Annotated in this window: 14 protein-coding genes; 5 read left to right on the top strand and 9 right to left on the bottom strand. The window is 72.3% G+C overall.

Going from position 1 to position 19,026, the window contains the following annotated elements; genetic code table 11:
* Nucleotides 1-23: 23 nt before the first annotated feature.
* The 7 genes from DV20_RS35475 to DV20_RS35505 all read right to left on the bottom strand — a co-directional run bounded on the left by DV20_RS35475 (nt 24) and on the right by DV20_RS35505 (nt 6,004).
* On the bottom strand, nt 24-584 hold the full coding sequence (locus tag DV20_RS35475) for a polysaccharide deacetylase family protein (protein WP_043787661.1): 561 nt from the start codon (nt 582-584) through the stop codon (nt 24-26).
* Between the two features lie 66 nt (nt 585-650).
* The gene (locus tag DV20_RS35480) at nt 651-1,580 is read right to left on the bottom strand and encodes an acyl-CoA desaturase (RefSeq protein WP_043787662.1); all 930 of its coding nucleotides are present in this window, start codon (nt 1,578-1,580) and stop codon (nt 651-653) included.
* A 373-nt stretch (nt 1,581-1,953) separates the two neighbouring features.
* Nucleotides 1,954-2,157, bottom strand: a complete 204-nt coding sequence (locus DV20_RS35485; protein WP_004558414.1) for a cold-shock protein — start codon at nt 2,155-2,157, stop codon at nt 1,954-1,956.
* Nucleotides 2,158-2,257: 100 nt separating this feature from the next.
* A complete protein-coding gene (locus DV20_RS35490) occupies nt 2,258-3,553 on the bottom strand; it encodes a class I SAM-dependent methyltransferase (RefSeq protein ID WP_051736261.1) in 1,296 nt (431 codons plus the stop codon).
* The gene (locus tag DV20_RS35495; RefSeq protein WP_043787663.1) at nt 3,535-4,941 is read right to left on the bottom strand and encodes an FAD-binding oxidoreductase; all 1,407 of its coding nucleotides are present in this window, start codon (nt 4,939-4,941) and stop codon (nt 3,535-3,537) included. The genes DV20_RS35490 and DV20_RS35495 overlap by 19 nt, the downstream gene beginning before the upstream one ends.
* 92 nt (nt 4,942-5,033) lie before the next feature.
* A complete protein-coding gene (locus tag DV20_RS35500; RefSeq protein ID WP_043787664.1) occupies nt 5,034-5,573 on the bottom strand; it encodes a DivIVA domain-containing protein in 540 nt (179 codons plus the stop codon).
* Nucleotides 5,570-6,004: a DUF6292 family protein gene (locus DV20_RS35505; RefSeq protein WP_043787665.1), complete on the bottom strand. Its 435-nt coding sequence runs from the start codon at nt 6,002-6,004 to the stop codon at nt 5,570-5,572. The genes DV20_RS35500 and DV20_RS35505 overlap by 4 nt, the downstream gene beginning before the upstream one ends.
* A 186-nt stretch (nt 6,005-6,190) precedes the next feature.
* Between DV20_RS35505 and DV20_RS35510 the strand changes: the two genes are divergently transcribed.
* From DV20_RS35510 to DV20_RS35530, 5 genes are all read left to right on the top strand, one after another.
* Nucleotides 6,191-6,613, top strand: coding sequence for a DUF6292 family protein (locus tag DV20_RS35510; RefSeq protein WP_043787666.1), 423 nt, complete (start codon nt 6,191-6,193; stop codon nt 6,611-6,613).
* 25 nt (nt 6,614-6,638) lie between these two features.
* Nucleotides 6,639-8,495, top strand: coding sequence for a S9 family peptidase (locus DV20_RS35515; protein WP_043787667.1), 1,857 nt, complete (start codon nt 6,639-6,641; stop codon nt 8,493-8,495).
* A 44-nt stretch (nt 8,496-8,539) separates the two neighbouring features.
* Complete coding sequence (locus tag DV20_RS35520) at nt 8,540-9,496, top strand: magnesium transporter CorA family protein (RefSeq protein ID WP_043787669.1); 957 nt, start codon at nt 8,540-8,542, stop codon at nt 9,494-9,496.
* A gap of 317 nt (nt 9,497-9,813) precedes the next feature.
* Nucleotides 9,814-14,373, top strand: coding sequence for a HAMP domain-containing protein (locus tag DV20_RS35525; RefSeq protein ID WP_043787670.1), 4,560 nt, complete (start codon nt 9,814-9,816; stop codon nt 14,371-14,373).
* Nucleotides 14,370-16,745 (top strand): SpoIIE family protein phosphatase, encoded by a 2,376-nt coding sequence (locus DV20_RS35530; protein ID WP_043787671.1) that lies wholly within the window; start codon nt 14,370-14,372, stop codon nt 16,743-16,745. The genes DV20_RS35525 and DV20_RS35530 overlap by 4 nt, the downstream gene beginning before the upstream one ends.
* A 202-nt stretch (nt 16,746-16,947) precedes the next feature.
* Here DV20_RS35530 and DV20_RS35535 read toward each other — a convergent pair whose 3' ends face one another.
* Together DV20_RS35535 and DV20_RS35540 are read right to left on the bottom strand one after the other, a co-directional pair.
* Nucleotides 16,948-18,045 (bottom strand): calcium:proton antiporter, encoded by a 1,098-nt coding sequence (locus tag DV20_RS35535; RefSeq protein WP_043787673.1) that lies wholly within the window; start codon nt 18,043-18,045, stop codon nt 16,948-16,950.
* 51 nt (nt 18,046-18,096) lie between these two features.
* A complete protein-coding gene (locus DV20_RS35540; RefSeq protein WP_043787675.1) occupies nt 18,097-19,011 on the bottom strand; it encodes a LysR family transcriptional regulator in 915 nt (304 codons plus the stop codon).
* Nucleotides 19,012-19,026: the final 15 nt, after the last annotated feature.

The following is a 19,026-nucleotide window of genomic DNA, read 5'->3' on the forward strand; positions in this document are numbered from 1 at the left end:
ACCCGGTGTCCTGAATCAGTCATTCAGGACGTCCGGGCGGGGACGGCGGGGACCGGACCGGGACGCAGCCCGCGCTCGGCGAGCGCGGCGAGGATGCGGGGCACCGCATCGAGGGTGGCCGGGCGGCCTTCGTGCATCAGCACGACGCCGCCCGGCTGCGCTTCCCCGGCCGCGGCGGTGATTTCGTCCGCCGTGCAGCCCGCCCAGTCGCGGGTGTCGACGCTCCACAGCACCTCGGTGAGCTCGTGCGCCGCCAGTGCGCGGGCCACCGAGGCGTCCGTGTCGCCGTAGGGCGGCCGGAACAGCGACGGCCGGAGCCCGGTCAGCCGGGTCAGGAGGTCCTGCGTGCGCCGGATCTCCTGGTCGCGGCCGGCCGGGGAGAGCGTGGTCAGCCGGGGGTGGGTCCACGTGTGGTTGCCGATCGCGTGCCCCGCCGCGGCGATCGCCCGGACCAGGTCCGGGTGGGCCGCGGCGTGCTCGCCCCACAGGAAGAAGGTCGCCCGCGTGCCGCCGAGCGCGGCCAGCAGCGCCGGGGTCGTCTCGGGGTACGGGCCGTCGTCGAAGGTCAGCGCGACCGTGTCCATCGCTCCAAGATCACCGGCTCCGCGGCGGTGGGCAAGGACTTTCGGCCGGCTTTCGGCCGGCTTTCGTCAGCGGGCCAGCGCCGCCAGCCGCTTGGCCGTCGGCCAGCGGACGTTCCAGGCCCAGCCCAGCTTCTCGAACACCCAGATCAGCCGGGCCGAGATGTCGAGCTGGCCGCGCAGCACGCCGTGGCGGGCCGACGTGGGGTCCGCGTGGTGGGTGTTGTGCCAGGACTCGCCCATCGACAGGATGGCCAGCGGCCAGAAGTTCGCCGACCGGTCGCGGCTGGTGAACGGGCGCTCGCCGATCATGTGGCAGACCGAGTTCACCGACCACGTCACGTGGTGCTGGAAGGAGATCCGGGCCAGCCCGGCCCACAGGAACGCGGTCAGCGCGCCCCACCACGACATCGTGATCAGCCCGCCGAGCAGGGGCGGGAGCAGCAGGCTCAGCACCACCCACAGCGGGAAGAGCCGGTCGACGACGCGCAGGTCGCGGTCGGCGGCCAGGTCCGGGGCGAACCGCTCGACGTTGGTCTTGTCGCGGCCGAAGAGCCAGCCCATGTGGGCGTGCCAGAAGCCGCGGGCGAGCGCCACCGGGGACGTGCCGAACAGCCACGGCGAGTGCGGGTCGCCGTCGCGGTCGGAGAAGGCGTGGTGCCGGCGGTGGTCGGCGACCCAGCCGATCACCGGGCCCTGCGCCGCGAGGCCGCCGGCGATGGCCAGCGCGATCCGCAGCGCGCGCTTCGCGCGGAAGGAGCCGTGGGTGAAGTAGCGGTGGTACCCCACGGTCACCCCGAGGGTCGACACCACGAAGAACGCGCCGCCGATGGCGAGGTCGAGCCAGCTGATGCCCCAGCCCCAGAACACCGGGACGGCGACGGCCAGTGCCAGGAACGGGACCAACAGGAACGTGCGGATGGTGATGAGCTCGGGGATCGTCTGCTTGCCGGCGAGGACGGGTTTCGGGGCCGGACGGGCCTTCACGGAGGCGGTCATGCACTACTCGATTCGAAGTCTGCGCCGCGCCGGATCGAGCCGGGCGCGGAAGGGCCGGGGGCGGGAACACCCGGCGGTCAACGGTCTGGAGGTGACCGGGCGGGTCGCCGCTCCTGCCGGCGATCGGCCTCGAGGCCACGTGCGAGAGTGCGACCGGCCGGACGCCGGTCTGCGGGGGATTGCTCTCGACCTCTCCCACGCTACCCGACTGTTGTGAGTTCGCAGTGTGAGACGAACCCAGCGAGACGAACCCAGCGAGACGAACCCAGCGAGACGAACCCAGGGAGACGAGCACGGTGACGAACCCGGTGTGGGAGGAAACGAGGAAGGCCCCCGCCCCGGTGGGGGCGAGGGCCTTCGGGTGCCTCGTGGCTCAGATGACGCTGACGCGCTGGGCCTGCGGGCCCTTCTGGCCCTGGCCGATTTCGAACTCCACGCGCTGACCCTCGTCAAGCGACTTGAAGCCGCTGCCCTGGATCTCGGAGTAGTGGACGAACACGTCCGGACCCCCGCCGTCCTGCGCGATGAAGCCGAAGCCCTTTTCGCCGTTGAACCACTTGACACTGCCCTGAGCCATACCCATACCTACTCTTTGTAGTGAGCCTGGACGCCCCGTTCGGACACCCGGTCTCAAGACCATCCTCCCATTACTGGCCCGGCGAGGCCACCCCCGGTGGTCAAACTCCCCAATCGGGGCGCAGCGGCATGCTCATCCCGCCCTCGCTGTCGGTCCGTACGCCCAGGATGTGGTGCAGTTCGATCTCGCGCCGCTCGAAGGCCAGCCGGCAGGCCGCGAGGTACAGCGCCCACACCCGGCTGCGCCCGGCACCGGCCTCGGCGACGGCTTCGTCCCAGTGCTCGTCGAGGTTGGCGCACCACCCGGCCAGGGTCTTCGCGTAGTGCTCGCGGAAGTTCTCCGCGTGCCGCACCTCCAGACCGGCGTCGTGCATGGCGGTCATCAGCTCGCCCGGGGCCTCGAGTTCGCCGTCCGGGAAGACGTAGCGGTCGATGAAGCCCCGCGAGCGGTGCGCGACGCTCGTGTCCGGGTTGGTGATGCAGTGGTTGAGCAGCCGTCCGTGCGCCTTGAGCTTGCCCGCCAGGAAGCGGAAGTAGCCGGGGACGTTGCGGGCCCCGATGTGCTCGGTGAGGCCGATGGAGGAGATCGCGTCGAACCCGGTCTCGGTGACGTCCCGGTAGTCCTGGTGGCGGATCTCGGCGCGGTCGGCGATGCCCAGCGCGACGACGTTCTTCTGCGCCCACTGGGCCTGCTCGCGGGAGAGCGTGACGCCGATGGCCTCGACGCCGTAGTGCCGGACGGCGTGCGCGACCATCCCGCCCCAGCCGCAGCCGACGTCGAGCAGCCGCATCCCCGGCTTGAGGCCGAGCTTCTTGCAGACGAGGTCGAACTTGTGCGCCTGCGCCTCCTCCAGCGTGGCGTCCTCGTGCGGGAACACCGCGCAGGTGTAGGCCATGGACGGGCCGAGGACCAGCTCGTAGAACCGGTTGGACACGTCGTAGTGGCTGGCGATGGCCTCGCTGTCGCGCGCCTTCGAGTGCCGCAGCGCGGTCAGCCCACGCCGGAACCGGCTCGGGTGCTCCTCGGCCGGCGGCTTGACCACCCGCAGGTGGCGGGGGCCGAGCTTGCGCAGCAGCCACAGCCGGTCGGCCGGGGTGAGCTGGTCGACCTGCGTGGACAGCGCCCGCAGCGCCGTGTACAGGTCGCCCTTGACGTCCAGCGCACCGGCGACGTACGCGCGGGCCAGGCCGAGGTCGCCGGGGGAGGACATCAGGTAGTCCAGCGCCAGCGGGGAGCGCACCTCGATGCCCACCGGCGCGTCGGCCGGGCCGCTGCGGCTGCCGTCGTAGGCGGTGATCGACACCTCGGCGCGGGGGCCGAGCAACCGCTCGAAGACGGCGCCGACGGTGATGTTTTCCTCAGTCACGTTCGTTCCTTTCACCGGCGGCGGACGCATTTTTCGTAGAGGCCGAGCAGTCGCTCGCGCGGGTCGTAGGCGCGCTTGAGTTCCCGGTAGGCGTCGCCGTTGTAGAGCCGCCAGAACTCTTCCTCGGTGTAGAAGCTGTCCGAGTAGAGCGACTTGTGCCCGCCGAGGCGGGTGACCTCGGCTTCGATCATCCGGTTGTGCACGCCGTCGCGCTCACCGGGGTCGAGCGGCACGGCCGACCAGAACCCGAAGTTGACGTACAGCTGTTCGGGGTCCAGTTCGTACAGCGGCCAGCGGACGCCGCCGGGGCGCTGGCGCAGCGGGCAGATCCAGACCGGGCTGATCGGGATCTCCCGTTCGAAGAACTCGAGGAACTCCGCGGCCCGGCCGAGCGGCACCTCGATGTCCTGCACGATCGTCTCCTCCGGCGGCAGCCGCCGGAGCTTCAGCAGCCGCTCGGCGATCCGGAACCGGCGGTCGAGCGCGACGGCCTTCCAGTAGACCGAGGACCGCAGGAACCGGCGTCCGAGCAGCAACCGGGGCAGCCGGTGCTGGACGCCGAACGCCCGCGAGCACCAGAACCAGTCGGTGTCCCAGCGCCAGAGGTAGTCGCGGACGGTCAGGTGGTCGGTCTCGCGGGCCCGGATCGACCGGTAGTAGATGTCCAGCCAGGTGTAGTCGCTGGTCGCGGGCGCGGTGTCGGTGAACGTGCCGAGCGTCAGGTACAGCTCGTCCGGGCCGAAGACCGTGCCGTCGACGAAATCGACGTGCTCGCCGTCGTGTTCGCTCTTCGCGCAGATCTCGCCCAGCGCCTCGAAGAACTTCCCGCGGTCGTGGTGGCGGACGTGCCGCAGCTTCACGAACGGCTTCACCGGCTCCAGCAGGATCCGCAGCCGCAGCGCGTAGCCGAGGGTGCCGTAGGAGTTGGGGAAGCCGTGGAACAGGTCGCGGTGCTCGTTGTCCGCCGTGGCGACGACGATCCGGCCGTCGCCGGTGAGCACCTCGAGCTCCAGCACCGACTCGTGCGGCATGCCGTTGCGGAACGACGAGGACTCGATGCCGAGCCCGGTCACCGCGCCGCCGAGGGTGATCGTCTTCAGCTGCGGCACGACCAGGGGCATCAGCCCGTGCGGCAGCGTGGCGTCGACGAGCTGCTCGTAGGTGACCATGCCCTCGACGTCGGCGGTGCGGGTGTCCGGGTCGACGCGCAGGACGTGGCTGAACCCGGAGACGTCCAGTCCCGGGTGCTTGACCGCGGCGCGGGAGCGGAAGAGGTTGGACGTGCGTTTCGCGAGCCGGACGGTCGCTTCTCCGCTGATCGCGGTGAGCTGCCGTCTCAGTGCGTCGACGCGGGCTTCGTGCGCGGGGAATGCCGGGCCCGGACGGGCTTCGGGCACCCCGGCCTGATCGGTTGTCACGCCCTTGATCCTGCCTCACCGGGGGTCCGCGTGGCTCGCCGGACGTCGGGAAATGACTCGTTCACGTAACCGGGGCCCGGAGTCGTGACGGCTCACGCGACCGCGCGAAGGGGCTTTTGCTCCTCGAGGACCGATTCGGCGTCGGCGAGGAAGGCGTCGATCCGCCGCAGCCGGTCGGCGGTGCGCCGCTCGATCGCGGCCAGCCGGTCGGCGCGGCGGCGGGCGTCGTCGACGATCCGGTAGGCCTGCGCCCGGGCGTCCTCGGCGCGCCGCCGCGCGGCCTCCTCCGCTTCCCGGGCGATCGCGGTGGCGCGCTCCCGCGCCGCGGCGACGATCTCGCCGGCTTCGGCGTGCGCGAGTTCGAGCAGGTGCCGGACGCGGTCGCCGACCGCGGCCGGGTCGGCGGGGGTGCGGCACAGCCGCTCGATGCGGGCGCTGAGTTCGGCGTGGTCGGCCCGGGCCCGTTCGAGCTGCCGCGCGAGCTGTTCGGCCTCGGCGACGGCGGCGTCGCGGTCGGTGGTCAGCAGGTGGATCTCGGCGAGCAGCTCGTCGATCCGCTCGTCGACCTGCTCGCGGTCGTAGCCGCGGAAGGTCAGCGCGAAGCTTTCGGGCAGGGGGAGCGGTGCGGTCATCGGGCCGCGACCGGCCGGCGCAGCAGCGCGGCGAGCTCGGCGGTGTCGCCCGCGGTCCGCAGTTTCACCGGGTCGGGCCGTCCCACGCTGTGGTCGTCTTCGTGCAGGGCGGTGACGAACCGCGCGACCCGGCGCGGCGACGGGGTCAGCGTGTCGCCCAGGTAGCGCAGGACGATCAGGTCCTCGCCGGAGTGCGTCTCGATCGCGGCCGCCCAGCCGCGTTCCTCGTCCCACACCAGCGCCACGTCGCGGTCGGGGTAGTGCGGCAGCCGGGTGTCGAGGGCGACGTACGCCGAGACCGGGCGGTCGTGGTCGAGCGTGCAGGACTCGAGGCCGATGCCGAGTTCGGCGGTGACCTCGCGGAGGTAGCCGAGCAGCGCGGGGACGGCGGGGTGCTGGTAACCGGTCGGGAGTTCGATCGATGCGGTCACGGAGTCGGGGTGCCTTTCTCTCGGGTGAGTCCGTTCTAACATGTCATCGGATCGATGACAAGCAAGATGTCGCCGGATGGACGACATCAACTGTCCGCTTCGCCGGGATTGAGCGGCGTGCCGCCGGGGTACCCGATCGAGTGATCGCGGAGGATCCCGCGGCGGGACGGGGAAAGCGAGGCGGCGTTGAGCATTCTGATCGACTTCGGGCGCGACACGGAGTTCTCGTTCGAGCGGCGGTTGCGCGGCTACGTGGGGGCGGTGGCCCAGGCCCTGGGGGTGGGATGGGAGTCCTGCACGCTCGACGCGGGCACCCCGGCGGCGGCCTACATCGCCCTCGACTGGCAGCTGTCCCGCTTCCCCGGTCACGACCTGGCCCTGGTCTGGGACGAAGAGAACGGCTGGGCCGCGGCGATCGAAGACGCCACCGGCCCGACCGTGCTGTGCTACCTGGGCGGAGAGGTCTTCCCGGAGCCCCGGGCGGTGGTCCGCTTCGTGGCGGCCGTCCGCGCGGACGACCCGGACACGGGCACGCTGGAGCCCCCGGTCCTGCGCGAGGCGGGCGACCACGAGCACCTGCTGGCCATGCTGCCCGCCGGCCGGAGCTGATCGGTTTCGGGCACACTGGGTTTCCATGGGGAACCTGACGGCGGAGGCCGTGGTCGACCGGCTGGTGCCGAGCACGCCGCGGCTGTCGCCGGACGGCCGGTGGGTCGTGTTCGCGAGCTCGCCGGTGGGTCGTCCCGGGGAACACCCGGTGAGCGGGCTGTGGATCGCGCCCGCGGACGGGAGCGAGCCGCCCCGGGAGTTCGCCGCCGCCGGGGTGGCGGACCGGGCGCCGCGGTGGTCGGCTGATTCCGCGTGGGTGTACTTCCTCTCCGACCGGGCCGAGCGCGGGACGGCGCAGCTGTACCGGGCCCGGCCGGACAGCGAGCCGGAACGGTGGACGGACTGGCGCACCGGCGTCACCGGCTACGTGCTCCTGCCGGAGGACGGCGCGGTGGTGCTCGTCGCGCCGGAGGAGAAGGAAGCGACGGCCGACCCCCGGGTGCGCGTGGTGCGGCCGGGTGCCGCCGAGGCGCCCACCTGGGACACCGCCGACCGGCCCGATCGGCTCTGGCTCCTCGACCTCTCGACCCGCACCGTCCGCCCGCTCGGCGGCTTCGGCTCCCGGCACGTCGTCGAGGCCACCGCCCGGCCGGACGGCCACACCCTCGCCGTGCTCACCTGGTCCGTCACCGACCAGGACCCCGGGCTCTACGAAGCCGGTCTCCACCTCGTCGACCCCGTCACCGGTGCCCGGCAGGACCTCGGCGCCCCGGCGCGGGAGGCCGAGTCACTGACCTGGTGGCGCGACGACGCCGGCTGGCGCCTGGCCTACCTCGGCATCACCCCGCCCGGCCTGATCGGCGGCCGCGCGGTCTTCGACGCCGACGGCCACCGGAACCTCACCGCCGGGATGAGCGGCTGCCCGATCGAACTGGCCGGGTCCGGCGACGGCCGGCTGCTGGCCCTGTTCGCCGAAGGCCTCGACACGACGGTCCGGCGCTTCGACTCCGCCGCCGTCGGTTTCACCGAGCTCCGCCGCGCGACCGGCAGCCTGCTGGACCTGAGCGCAGGTGGCGACCGCGTCGCCGTCGTCGCGAGCAGCGCCACCGAACCCGACGCTGTCCACTGTGGACCGCCCGGCGGTCCGCTCACCCGGATCGGCGAACCGCCCCGGCCCGGAATCCGGTGGGGCACCCAGGAACGCCTGTCCTACCGGGCCGGCGACGGCTTGGCGCTCGACGGTCTCCTGGTCCTCCCACCCGGCCGGACCCGCGCGGACGGGCCCTTCCCGCTGGTCACCCTGGTCCACGGCGGCCCGTACGACCGCTTCGCCGACCGGTTCCAGCTCGGCTGGTTCCGCAACGGCCAGTGGCTGGCCGCGGCCGGGTTCGCGGTGTTCCTCCCGAACCCCCGCGGCGGCCTCGGCCACGGTCACGCCTTCGCGGCGAGCGTCGCCGGCGACGTCGGCGGCGCGGAGTTCACCGACCTCCTCACCGGCATCGACCTGCTCGTCGAGGCGGGCGTCGCCGACGAAGACCGGCTCGGCATCGGCGGCGGGAGCCACGGCGGTTTCCTGGCCGCCTGGGCCGTCACGCAGACGGACCGCTTCAAGGCGGCCTTCGTCAACGCCGGCGTCGTCGACTGGCCGCTGCTCGCCGCGACCGGGGAGTGCGGCCGGTACGACCTCGCCCTCGGCGGCCGGGAGAACAGCCCGATCACCCACGCCCACCGCATCCGGACACCGGTCCTCATCCTGCACGGCGAGAAGGACACGAACGTCCCGCTCTCGCAGGCCGAACTCCTGCACCACGCTCTCCGCGACCGCGAGCACGAGTTCGTCGTCTATCCCCGGGAGGGCCACTCGCTGCGCGAACGCGACCACCAGATCGACTTCCTGCACCGCACCCGTGCCTGGTTCTCGGACCGGCTCGGGCCGGCTTGAACCCCGCCCTCGCGGGGTAACCGGAGGGGGTGACCAGGACCAGGGTGTACCGCGACGGCGTGCTGCAGAAGGAAGACTTCCCCGTCGAGGACGTCCCGGAGTTCCTGGCCGCACCGGGCACCACGGTGTGGGTCGACCTCTGCGAGCCGGCCGAAGCCGAGCTGGCGCGGCTCGCCGGCGAACTGGGCCTGCACCGGCTCGCCGTCGAGGACGCGGTCGCCGAACACCAGCGGCCCAAGCTCGACCGCTACGACGGTCACGCCTTCCTGGCCGCCTACGCGGTGCGGTTCGACGCCGGCACCGGCCGCGTCACCACGGCGGAGTTCGGTGCCTTCGTCACGCCGCGGGCGCTGGTCACCGTGCGCAAGGACGACGGCTTCGACATCGAACCGGTCGTCCGAGCCTGGGACGAGGCGCCGGAGCTGGCGAAGTCCGGCGTGCCGTTCCTGCTGCACGGCCTGCTCGACCACGTCGTCGACGGGCACTACGAAGCCGTGCAGGCGCTCGACGACGAGGTCGAAGCCCTGGAGGACCTGGTCTTCGAGGACCGCCCGGACTCCTCGGAGCTGCAGCGCCGCTCGTTCCGGCTGCGCAAGAGCCTCACCGCGCTGCGCCGGGTGGTGCTGCCGATGCGCGAGGTGATCAGCTCCCTGATGCGGCCGGAGCTGGAGCTGGCGGACGAGCTGACCCGGCCGTACTTCGAGGACGTCCACGACCACGCCCGCCAGGCCGCCGAGCAGACGGAAGCGCTGCGCGAGCTGATCGCGACGGTCCGGGAGACCCAGCTGAACCTGCAGGGCAACCGGCTGAACCTGATCATGAAGAAGGTCACCGGCTGGGCCGCGGTGATCGCGGTGCCGACTGCGGTGACCGGGTTCTACGGCCAGAACGTGCCCTACCCGGGCAACGGCGCGCCGAGCGGATTCTGGACGTCGACGGTCGTGGTGCTGGTGCTGTCGCTCGGGCTGTACGGGGTGTTCAAGAAGAAGGACTGGCTCTGATCGAACTCCACAGTGGAGTATCCACATCGGAGTGTCCACATCGGACGCTGAATCCGGGCGCGGCGAAGCGCGGCGACGGCGCGTGCGCGCAGGCCACCACACCGCGGTACGGCATTCAGCCGAACGGGTCAACGCGGCCGGATGGCCTGCGAGAGAACGGAAAGGCTTTCGAGCACCGCCTGGGGAGCGCACGTGGACACCGGCGCGGCTGGTTGCTCAACCGTTGCCGCTCAGCATAGTGCAGCTGCTCTATGCTGAGCCATCCGATGCGCGGACAGCGGGTCAGACGAAGGAACGGGTGACGGATGAGCGGGGCAATGGTCGAAGGGACGCGCCCGGGTGCGGGAGCGGACGCTTCGGGCGTGGGCGAGGCCGGGGAGCAGGAGCTGCGCCGGTTGCTGGCCGGTCTCACCGCCGTCCGCGACGGCGACTTCGGCATCCGGCTGCCGGGCGGGGCCGACGGCCTGCTCGGCGAGATCGCCACGGTGTTCAACGGCATGGCCGACCAGCTCTCCCTGTTCACCTCCGAGGTCACCCGCGTCGCGCGGGAGGTCGGCAGCGAGGGGCAGCTCGGCGGGCAGGCGAAGGTCCCCGGCGTGTCCGGCACGTGGAAGGACCTCACCGACTCGGTGAACGCCATGGCCGGCAACCTGACCACCCAGGTCCGCGACATCGCCCAGGTGGCGACCGCGGTCGCGAAGGGTGACCTGTCGCAGAAGATCGACGTCGACGCCCGCGGCGAGATCCTCGAGCTGAAGGACACCGTCAACACGATGGTGGACCAGCTGTCTTCGTTCGCCGACGAGGTCACCCGGGTGGCGCGCGAGGTCGGCAGCGAAGGCCGCCTCGGCGGGCAGGCCCAGGTGCCCGGGGTCGGCGGCGTGTGGCGTGATCTCACCGACTCGGTGAACTTCATGGCGGGGAACCTGACCGACCAGGTCCGCAACATCGCCCAGGTGACGACGGCGGTGGCGAAGGGCGACCTGTCGCAGAAGATCACCGTCGACGCCCGCGGCGAGATCCTCGAACTCAAGAACACGATCAACACGATGGTGGACCAGCTGTCGTCCTTCGCCGACGAAGTCACGAGAGTGGCGCGCGAGGTGGGCACGGAAGGCCGGCTCGGCGGGCAGGCCGACGTCAAGGGCGTCTCCGGCACCTGGCGCGACCTCACCGACTCGGTGAACTTCATGGCGGGCAACCTGACCGACCAGGTCCGCAACATCGCCCAGGTCGCCACCGCGGTCGCGAGCGGCGATCTCTCGCAGAAGATCAACGTGACGGCCCGCGGCGAGGTCCTGGAGCTCAAGGACACGCTGAACACGATGGTGGATCAGCTGTCCGCGTTCGCGGACGAGGTCACCCGGGTGGCGCGCGAGGTCGGCACCGAGGGCCGGCTGGGCGGCCAGGCGGACGTCAAGGGCGTCTCCGGCACCTGGAAGGACCTCACCGAGTCGGTCAACGTCATGGCCGACAACCTCACCGCGCAGGTCCGGTCGATCGCCCAGGTCACCACCGCGGTCGCCCGCGGCGACCTGTCCCAGAAGATCCGCGTCGACGCCCGGGGCGAGATCCTCGAGCTGAAGGACACCATCAACACGATGGTGGATCAGCTGTCCGCGTTCGCGGACGAGGTCACCCGGGTGGCGCGCGAGGTCGGCACCGAGGGCAACCTCGGCGGCCAGGCGACCGTCCGCGGCGTGTCCGGGACGTGGAAGAACCTGACCGACAACGTCAACGTCATGGCGTCCAACCTGACCGGCCAGGTGCGCTCGATCGCCCAGGTGGCGACGGCGGTCGCGCGGGGTGACCTGTCGCGGAAGATCACCGTCGAGGCCAAGGGCGAGGTCGCGGCCCTGGCCGACGTCATCAACACGATGGTCGACACGCTGTCGGCCTTCGCGGACGAGGTCACCCGCGTGGCCCGCGAGGTCGGCACCGAAGGCATGCTCGGCGGCCAGGCCCGGGTGCCGAACGTCGCCGGGACCTGGAAGGACCTCACCGACAACGTCAACTCGATGGCGAACAACCTCACCGGGCAGGTCCGCAACATCGCCCAGGTGACCACCGCCGTCGCGCAGGGCGACCTGACCCGCAAGATCGACGTCGACGCCCGCGGCGAGATCCTCGAGCTGAAGACGACGATCAACACGATGGTCGACCAGCTCTCGGCCTTCGCCGCGGAGGTCACGCGCGTGGCGCGGGAGGTCGGCAGCGAAGGCCGCCTCGGCGGCCAGGCCGAGGTCGAAGGCGTGTCGGGGACGTGGAAGCGGCTCACCGAGAACGTCAACGAGCTGGCCGGGAACCTCACCCGGCAGGTCCGGGCGATCGCCGAGGTGACCAGCGCGGTCGCCGAGGGCGACCTGACCCGCTCGATCACCGTCGACGCCTCCGGTGAGGTCGCCGAGCTGAAGGACAACATCAACTCGATGGTGGAGTCGCTGCGCGAGACCACGCGGGCGAACCAGGAGCAGGACTGGCTGAAGTCCAACCTGGCCACCATCACCGGCCTGATGCAGGGCCGCCGCGACCTCGCCGTCGTCGCGGCCGCGGTGATGGACGAGCTCGTCCCGCTGGTCAACGCCCAGTACGGCGCGTTCTACCTGGCCGACGACACGGCCGAGGTGCCCGAGCTGCGGCTGGTCGGCGCCTACGGCCACCCCGAGTCCGGCGCCGTCGGGGACGGCCCCGCGATCCGGTTCCGGGTCGGCCAGTCGCTGGTCGGGCAGGCCGCCCGCAGCCGCCGCGCGATCGCCGTCGACGACGTCCCGCCCGGCTACGCGACGATCTCCTCCGGCCTCGGCAGCACCACGCCGGCCAGCCTGATCGTGCTGCCGATCGTGGTCGAGGACCAGGTGCTCGGCGTGATCGAGCTGGCCTCGGTGCACGGGTTCACTCCGGTGCACCGGGCGTTCCTCGAACTGCTGATGGAGCAGATCGGCGTCAACGTCAACAGCATCGTCGCCAACGCCCGCACCGACGAGCTGCTCGGCGAGTCGCAGCGGCTGACCGCGGAACTGCAGGCCCGCTCGGAGGAGCTGCAGGCCCGGCAGGAGGAACTGCAGTCCTCCAACGCCGAGCTGGAGGAGAAGGCGGCGCTGCTGGTCACGCAGAACCGCGACATCGAGACGAAGAACCTGGAGATCGAGCAGGCCCGCCAGGAGCTGGAGGCCCGCGCCCAGCAGCTGACGCTGGCGTCGAAGTACAAGTCGGAGTTCCTGGCCAACATGAGCCACGAGCTGCGGACCCCGCTCAACAGCCTGCTGATCCTCGCCCAGCTGCTCGCGCAGAACCCGACCCGCAACCTCACCGCCAAGCAAGTCGAGTACGCCGGCATCATCCACTCCGCGGGTTCGGACCTGCTGCAGCTGATCAACGACATCCTCGACCTGTCCAAGGTCGAGGCCGGGAAGATGGACGTCACCCCGGAACAGGTGTCGCTGCGCGGCCTGCTGGACTACGTCGAGGCGACGTTCCGGCCGATGACCTCGCAGCGCAACCTGGACTTCCGGATCACCGTCGCGCCCGGCTCGCCGGCCGAGCTGCTCACCGACGACTCGCGGCTGCGGCAGGTGCTGCGCAACCTGCTGTCCAACGCGGTCAAGTTCACCGAGGTCGGCGGGATCGAACTGCACATCGAGCCGGTCGACCCCGAGCGGCTGCCGAAACCGCTGCGCGCGCACGGGCCCGCCGTCGCGTTCCGGGTCACCGACACCGGCATCGGGATCGCCGAGCACCAGCTCGAATCGATCTTCGGCGCGTTCCAGCAGGCCGACGGCACGACCAGCCGCAAGTACGGCGGCACCGGGCTCGGCCTGTCGATCAGCCGGGAGATCGCCCAGCTGCTCGGCGGCGTGATCACCGCCGAGAGCACCCTGGGCGAAGGCAGCACCTTCACCTTCTCGCTGCCGGTCGCCCGCCCGGACTTCGCGCCGCTGCCGGCGGGGGAGCACCCGGGCACCGCCGTCGCGACGACCGAGCCCGGTGCCGCCGTCGCGGCGTCGGGACCGCGGGCCCACCGGCGGCTGCTGGTCGTCGAGGAACGCCCGCACGGCCTGCTGACCCTCGTCGCCGAAAGCGCGGCGGCGGACCTGGCCGACAGCCGCGACATCGGGCTCTCGCCCGCCGACGTCGAAGTCGTGACGGCGGTCGGCACGCAGGAAGCGGCCGCCGCGCTCGCCACCGACGCCTACCACTGCGTGGTGCTCGACCTGGACCTGCCGGAGCGGACCGCGTTCACCTTCCTCGACGCGATGCAGGGAGACAGCGCGTTGCGGCTGGTCCCGGTGCTCGCGCACAACAGCCGCCGGCTCGACGGGGAGCTCGAACAGCTGGTGCAGTCCCGCGCGGACGTGCCGTCGCTGGAGGTGCTGTCCGGGCTGGACGAGCTGCGTGAGCGGATCGCCTTGCACCTGTCGGCGGAGGAACCCGGCGCCGTGCTGCCGCTGGTCCGCCCGGACGAGCCGGCCGCGCCGGTGCGCGTGGCCGACGTCGACACCACACTGGCCGAGCGGACGGTCCTGATCGTCGACGACGACCCGCGCAACGTCTACGCGCTGACCGGGATCCTGGAACTGCACGGGATGCACGTGCTGCACGCCGAGGACGGCCGCAAGGGCGTCGAAACGGTCGCGTCCCACCCGGGCATCGACCTGATCCTGATGGACGTGATGATGCCGGAGATGGACGGCTACACCGCGACGGCGAAGATCCGCGCGATGCCGGAGCACGCGGAGATCCCGATCATCGCGGTGACGGCGAAGGCGATGCCGGGCGACCGGGAGAAGAGCCTCGCGTCGGGCGCGACCGACTACGTGACGAAGCCGGTCGACGCCGACGACCTGATCGCGCGCATCAAGCGGCACGTGACAGCGTGACCGGGGACGAGCGGCTGCCCGCCGCCGACCCGGCCGTCCTGCCCGCGCCCGCCGAGGTGTCGGCCAACCTGGCGCGGCTGGCCGACACCGTCGCCCGCCTGCGCGGCGAGGTCGACCACGCGCACGCCGTCGCCGACGGCCGTGCGCTGATCGAGCTGGCCAAGGGCGTGCTGATGGAACGCCTGCACTGCACGCCGTCGGACGCGGCGAAGCAGCTGGAGTCGCTGGCCGAGCGGTCCGGGTTGACGCCGCTGGAGTTCGCCGCGGAGGTCGTCGGCGAAGCGGCCGAGGACCGCATCACCGAGGTGACGCAGGAGTTCCTCGCCCGCGCGGAAGGCGAAGAGTCCGTCGCCGTGCGGCTGCGGACCGCCGAGAGCGGCGTGCTCGCGGCGGGGGACACCCAGCGCGTCGCGGAGTCCATTCTGGAGCACGCGCTGCGGCCGCTCGGCGCGACCGCCGTCGCCGTGTGGCTCGCCGGGCCGGACGGATCGCTGACGCTGGCCGGTTCGGCCGGCTTCTCCGCCGAGGAGGCGGCGCGCTGGTGCTACGTCCCGCCCGGCGTGGCCACGCCCGCCCGCAACGCGCTGCTCGAGCGCGACACCGTCTGGCTCCCCACGCTCGCCGGCGCCGGGCTGCCCTCGATCGGGCAGCACACGCTGTCGGGCGGCGGCCGCGTGACGGTGCCGACCGGCACCGGCGGCCGGATCATCGGCGTCGTCGAGATGTGCTGGCCCGAGCCGCTGCCCGCGGAACCGGGGCGGCAGCGCCGTCAGCTGGAGGCGCTGGCCGAGCTGTGCGCGCACACCCTCGACACCTGGGACGGCGTGGTCGCGCCGGTGGCGGGCGGCGACTTCCTCGGCGAGCTGGTCGACTTCATCGACGGCCTGCACGACCCGGCCGTGCTGCTGTCGCCGTGCGTCGACGGCGGCGACCGGCTCAGCGACTTCCGCATCCACCACGCCAACGTCCGGTTCGCCGACCCGGGCGGGCGGCCGCGCAGCCGGATCGTCGGCACCCGGCTGCTGGAGACCTACCCGCTGGCCGCCGAGGAGAGCGGGCTGCTCGACAAGATCCAGCGCGTCTACGCCACCGGAGAGCCGTTCCGGGCCGACAGCATGGCGATCACCACGCTGGTCGACCAGGTGCCGCTGACCGTGCTCACCGACGTCAGCGTCACCCGGTTCGCCGGGAACGTGCTGCTGATCCTGCGCATCCAGGACGACGCGGCGAAGCTCGCCGTGCTGCTGCAGCACGCCCAGCGGCTCGGCCGCATCGGTGGGTTCGAAGAGAGCGTCGTGACCGGGGAGATCACCTGGAACACCGAGCTGTTCTCGCTCTACGGCCTGCCGCCGAGCGCGACCCCGCTGGCCCTGCAGGACCTGGCCGCGCACGCGCACCCCGACGACGGCCTGGCGATCGGCCGGTTCCTGCGGGCGGTCCTGCACCACAAGCGCCCGTCGTCGACGGCGTTCCGGCTGCAGCGCTCCGACGGCGTCGCCCGGCACATCCGGGTGGTCGCCGAGCCGGTCGTCGACGCCCGCGGCCAGCTGGTCGCGGTCCGCGGCGCCTACCAGGACGTCTCGTCGCAGCACTGGACCGAGGTGGCGCTGGCCGCGACGCGGGACAGGCTCGCCGAAACCGAGCAGGAGGCGATGGAGCGCAACCGGCTCGCGTTGCAGCTGCAGCACGCGATCATGCCGCCGGCCAAGGGCCCGATCGACATGCCCGGCCTGCGCGCGGTGGTCCGCTACCGGCCGGCGGAGAAGGAGCACCTGGTCGGCGGCGACTGGTACGACGCGGTCGCGTTGCCGACCGGCGAGGTGCTGCTGTGCGTCGGCGACGTCGCCGGCCACGGCATCGACGCGGCGACGGGCATGGTGAGCCTCCGCAACGCCCTGCGCGGCCTCGCGGCGACCGGCGCCGGGCCGGCCCAGCTGCTCACGTGGCTGAACCTGGTGGCCTACCACCTGACCGACCACGTGACGGCGACGGCGGTGGCGGCGGTCTACGACCCGGCGCACCGGAAGCTGCGCTGGGCCCGTGCCGGGCACCTGCCCCCGATCGTCCGCCACCGCGACGGCACGGCGACGACGTTGCCGCTGATCCGCGGGTCCCTCCTGGGCGCGGTCCGCGACGTGACGTACGAGGAGGACGAGCTGCAGCTGGCCGAGGGCGACATCCTGCTGATCTACACCGACGGCCTGATCGAGCGCCGCGACCGCCCGGTCCAGGATTCGGTGTCCCGCCTGGTCACGCTGGTCGACGGGCACGACGGCGGCCTCGAGCACCAACTGGACGCCCTGCTGACCTACAGCACCGCGGACACCGACGACGACACGTGCGTGGTCGGCATCGAGGTCATCTCCGCCTGACCCGTGTCGTCCCGCCCATCACGCGTGATGCCCCGCTGATCACGCATGATGCCTCTCCCATCACGGGCGATGCCTCTCCGAGCACGGGCGGGACCGCTCGCCGCCGGTCGACCGGTGGACCGGAGCGGCATCGGCCGTGCGCTGCGGGGACTTGTGCGTGATCAGGCGGGCATCTCACGTGACTGGAGAGGCATCACGGGGGTCAGGGGTTGATCGCCAGGACGAGGAAGCCCGCCAGCAGGACCAGGTGCACGCCGCCCTGGAGGCGGGTGGCGCGGCCCGGGACCACCGTGAGGACGCTGACCACGACCGTCAGGGCCAGCAGCACGATCTGCGTCGAGCCCAGGCCGAGCAGCAGCTGGCCCGGCAGCCACACCGACGCCAGCGCGATCGCCGGGATCGTCAGGCCGATGCTCGCGATCGCCGAGCCGTACGCCAGGTTGAGGCTGATCTGCATCCGGTCGCGCTGGGCCGCGCGGACCGCCGCCAGTGTCTCCGGCAGCAGCACCAGCAGCGCGATCACCACGCCCACGAACGACTGCGGGAACCCGGCGGCGCGCACCCCGGCTTCGATGGCGGGCGACTCCACCTTCGCCAGCCCGACCACCGCCACCAGCGCCACGAGCAGCAGCGCGAGGCTGCCCAGCGCGGCGCGGTTCGACGGCGGGACGGCGTGGTCGTCCTCCTTGACCGCGCCGTCGGCGGCCACCGGCAGGAAGAAGTCGCGGTGGCGGACCGTCTGCGTCAGCACGAACGTCCCGTACAGCACCAAGGACGCCAGCGCCGCGAACGTCAGCTGGGTGGGGGAGAAGGCCGGCCCGGGCGTGCTGGAGGTGAACGCCGGCAGCACCAGGCTCAGCGTGGCCAGCGTCGCGACCGTCGCCAGTGCGGCGCCGCTGCCTTCGGGGTTGAACAGCGTCGAGCCGTAACGGCGGGCGCCCACGAGCAGCGAGATGCCGACGATGCCGTTGGTCGTGATCATGACGGCGGCGAACACCGTGTCCCGCGCGAGCGAGCCGGCTTCCGGGCCGCCGGAGACCATCATCGTGACGATCAGCGCGACCTCGATGACCGTGACCGCCACCGCGAGCACCAGCGAGCCGAACGGTTCCCCCACCCGGTGGGCGACGACCTCCGCGTGGTGCACCGCCGCCAGCACGGTCGCCCCCAGCGCGACGGCGACGACGGCGACGAAGACCGGGCCGAGGTCGCGGCCCCAGGCGAGCGCCAGCACGAGCACGCCGAGCACCGGGGTGACGGAGGTCCAGGACAGCAGGAAGGATCTCAGCGCGGCGACCATGCCTCCACCCTGGCACACGCGGGCGGTTTCCGCTGCCGGGCAAGGCGATGCTCACATCGTCCCTTGTGGACGGTCAAGGTCGGCGGGCACCAGCCGCGGCGCGGCGGCCAGGACGTGCCGGCGGAAGGTTTCGCTCAGCGGCGGGAGATTCCGGCCCGCCGCCCAGGCGAGGCCGATGTCGCGCGCGGCGTCCACATCGGTCAGTTCCAGGTGCGGCGCCGGAAACGCCGCCGTGTGCGGCAGCGGCACCACGGACACGCCGAGCCCGGCGGCGACCAGGCCGCGCAGCGTCTCCACTTCGTCGCCCTCGAACCCGGTGCGCGGGGTGAACCCGGCCTCGGCGCACAGCCGCTCGGTCGTCTCGCGCAGGGCGTACCCCGGGCGCAGGAGGATGAACGTCTCGGCCGCGACGTCGGCGAGGCGCACCCGCCGCCGTCCGGCGAGCCGGTGGTGCGGGGGAACCGCGAGGCGCAGCGGCTCGACGAGCAGCCGGGACCAGTGCAGCCGCGGGTGCCCGGGGTCGCCGCTGGTGATGACGACGTCGGCGGTGCCCTCGAGCAGCTCGGCTTCGAGCCCGGCCTCGCCGTGCTGGCGCAGCTCGAAGCGGGCGCCGGGGTGCTCGGCGAGGAAGCCGCGCAGCACCGCGGGCACGAGCCAGGTGCCGAACGTGTGCAGGAACGCCAGCGGGACGACCCCGGTGTCCGGCGCGACGATCTCGCCGACCTCGCGCAGGCCCTGGTCGAGCTGGTCGAGCACGAGGTCGACGTGCCGCTTGAAGGCGTGCCCGGCCGGCGTCAGCCGCAGCACCCGCCCGGACCGGCGGAACAGCTCGGCGCCGGCGTCGTGCTCCAGCCGCCGGAGAGCCCGGGACAGGGCGGGCTGGGTGAGGTGCGCCCGCGCGGCGGTCTCGGTGACCGTGGCGCCGGCCGCGACCTCCCGGAACAGCCGCAGCGTCTGGACGTCCATGCCTCCAGTGTATGG

Source organism: Amycolatopsis rifamycinica (assembly GCF_000695625.1).
Lineage (GTDB): Bacteria > Actinomycetota > Actinomycetes > Mycobacteriales > Pseudonocardiaceae > Amycolatopsis > Amycolatopsis rifamycinica.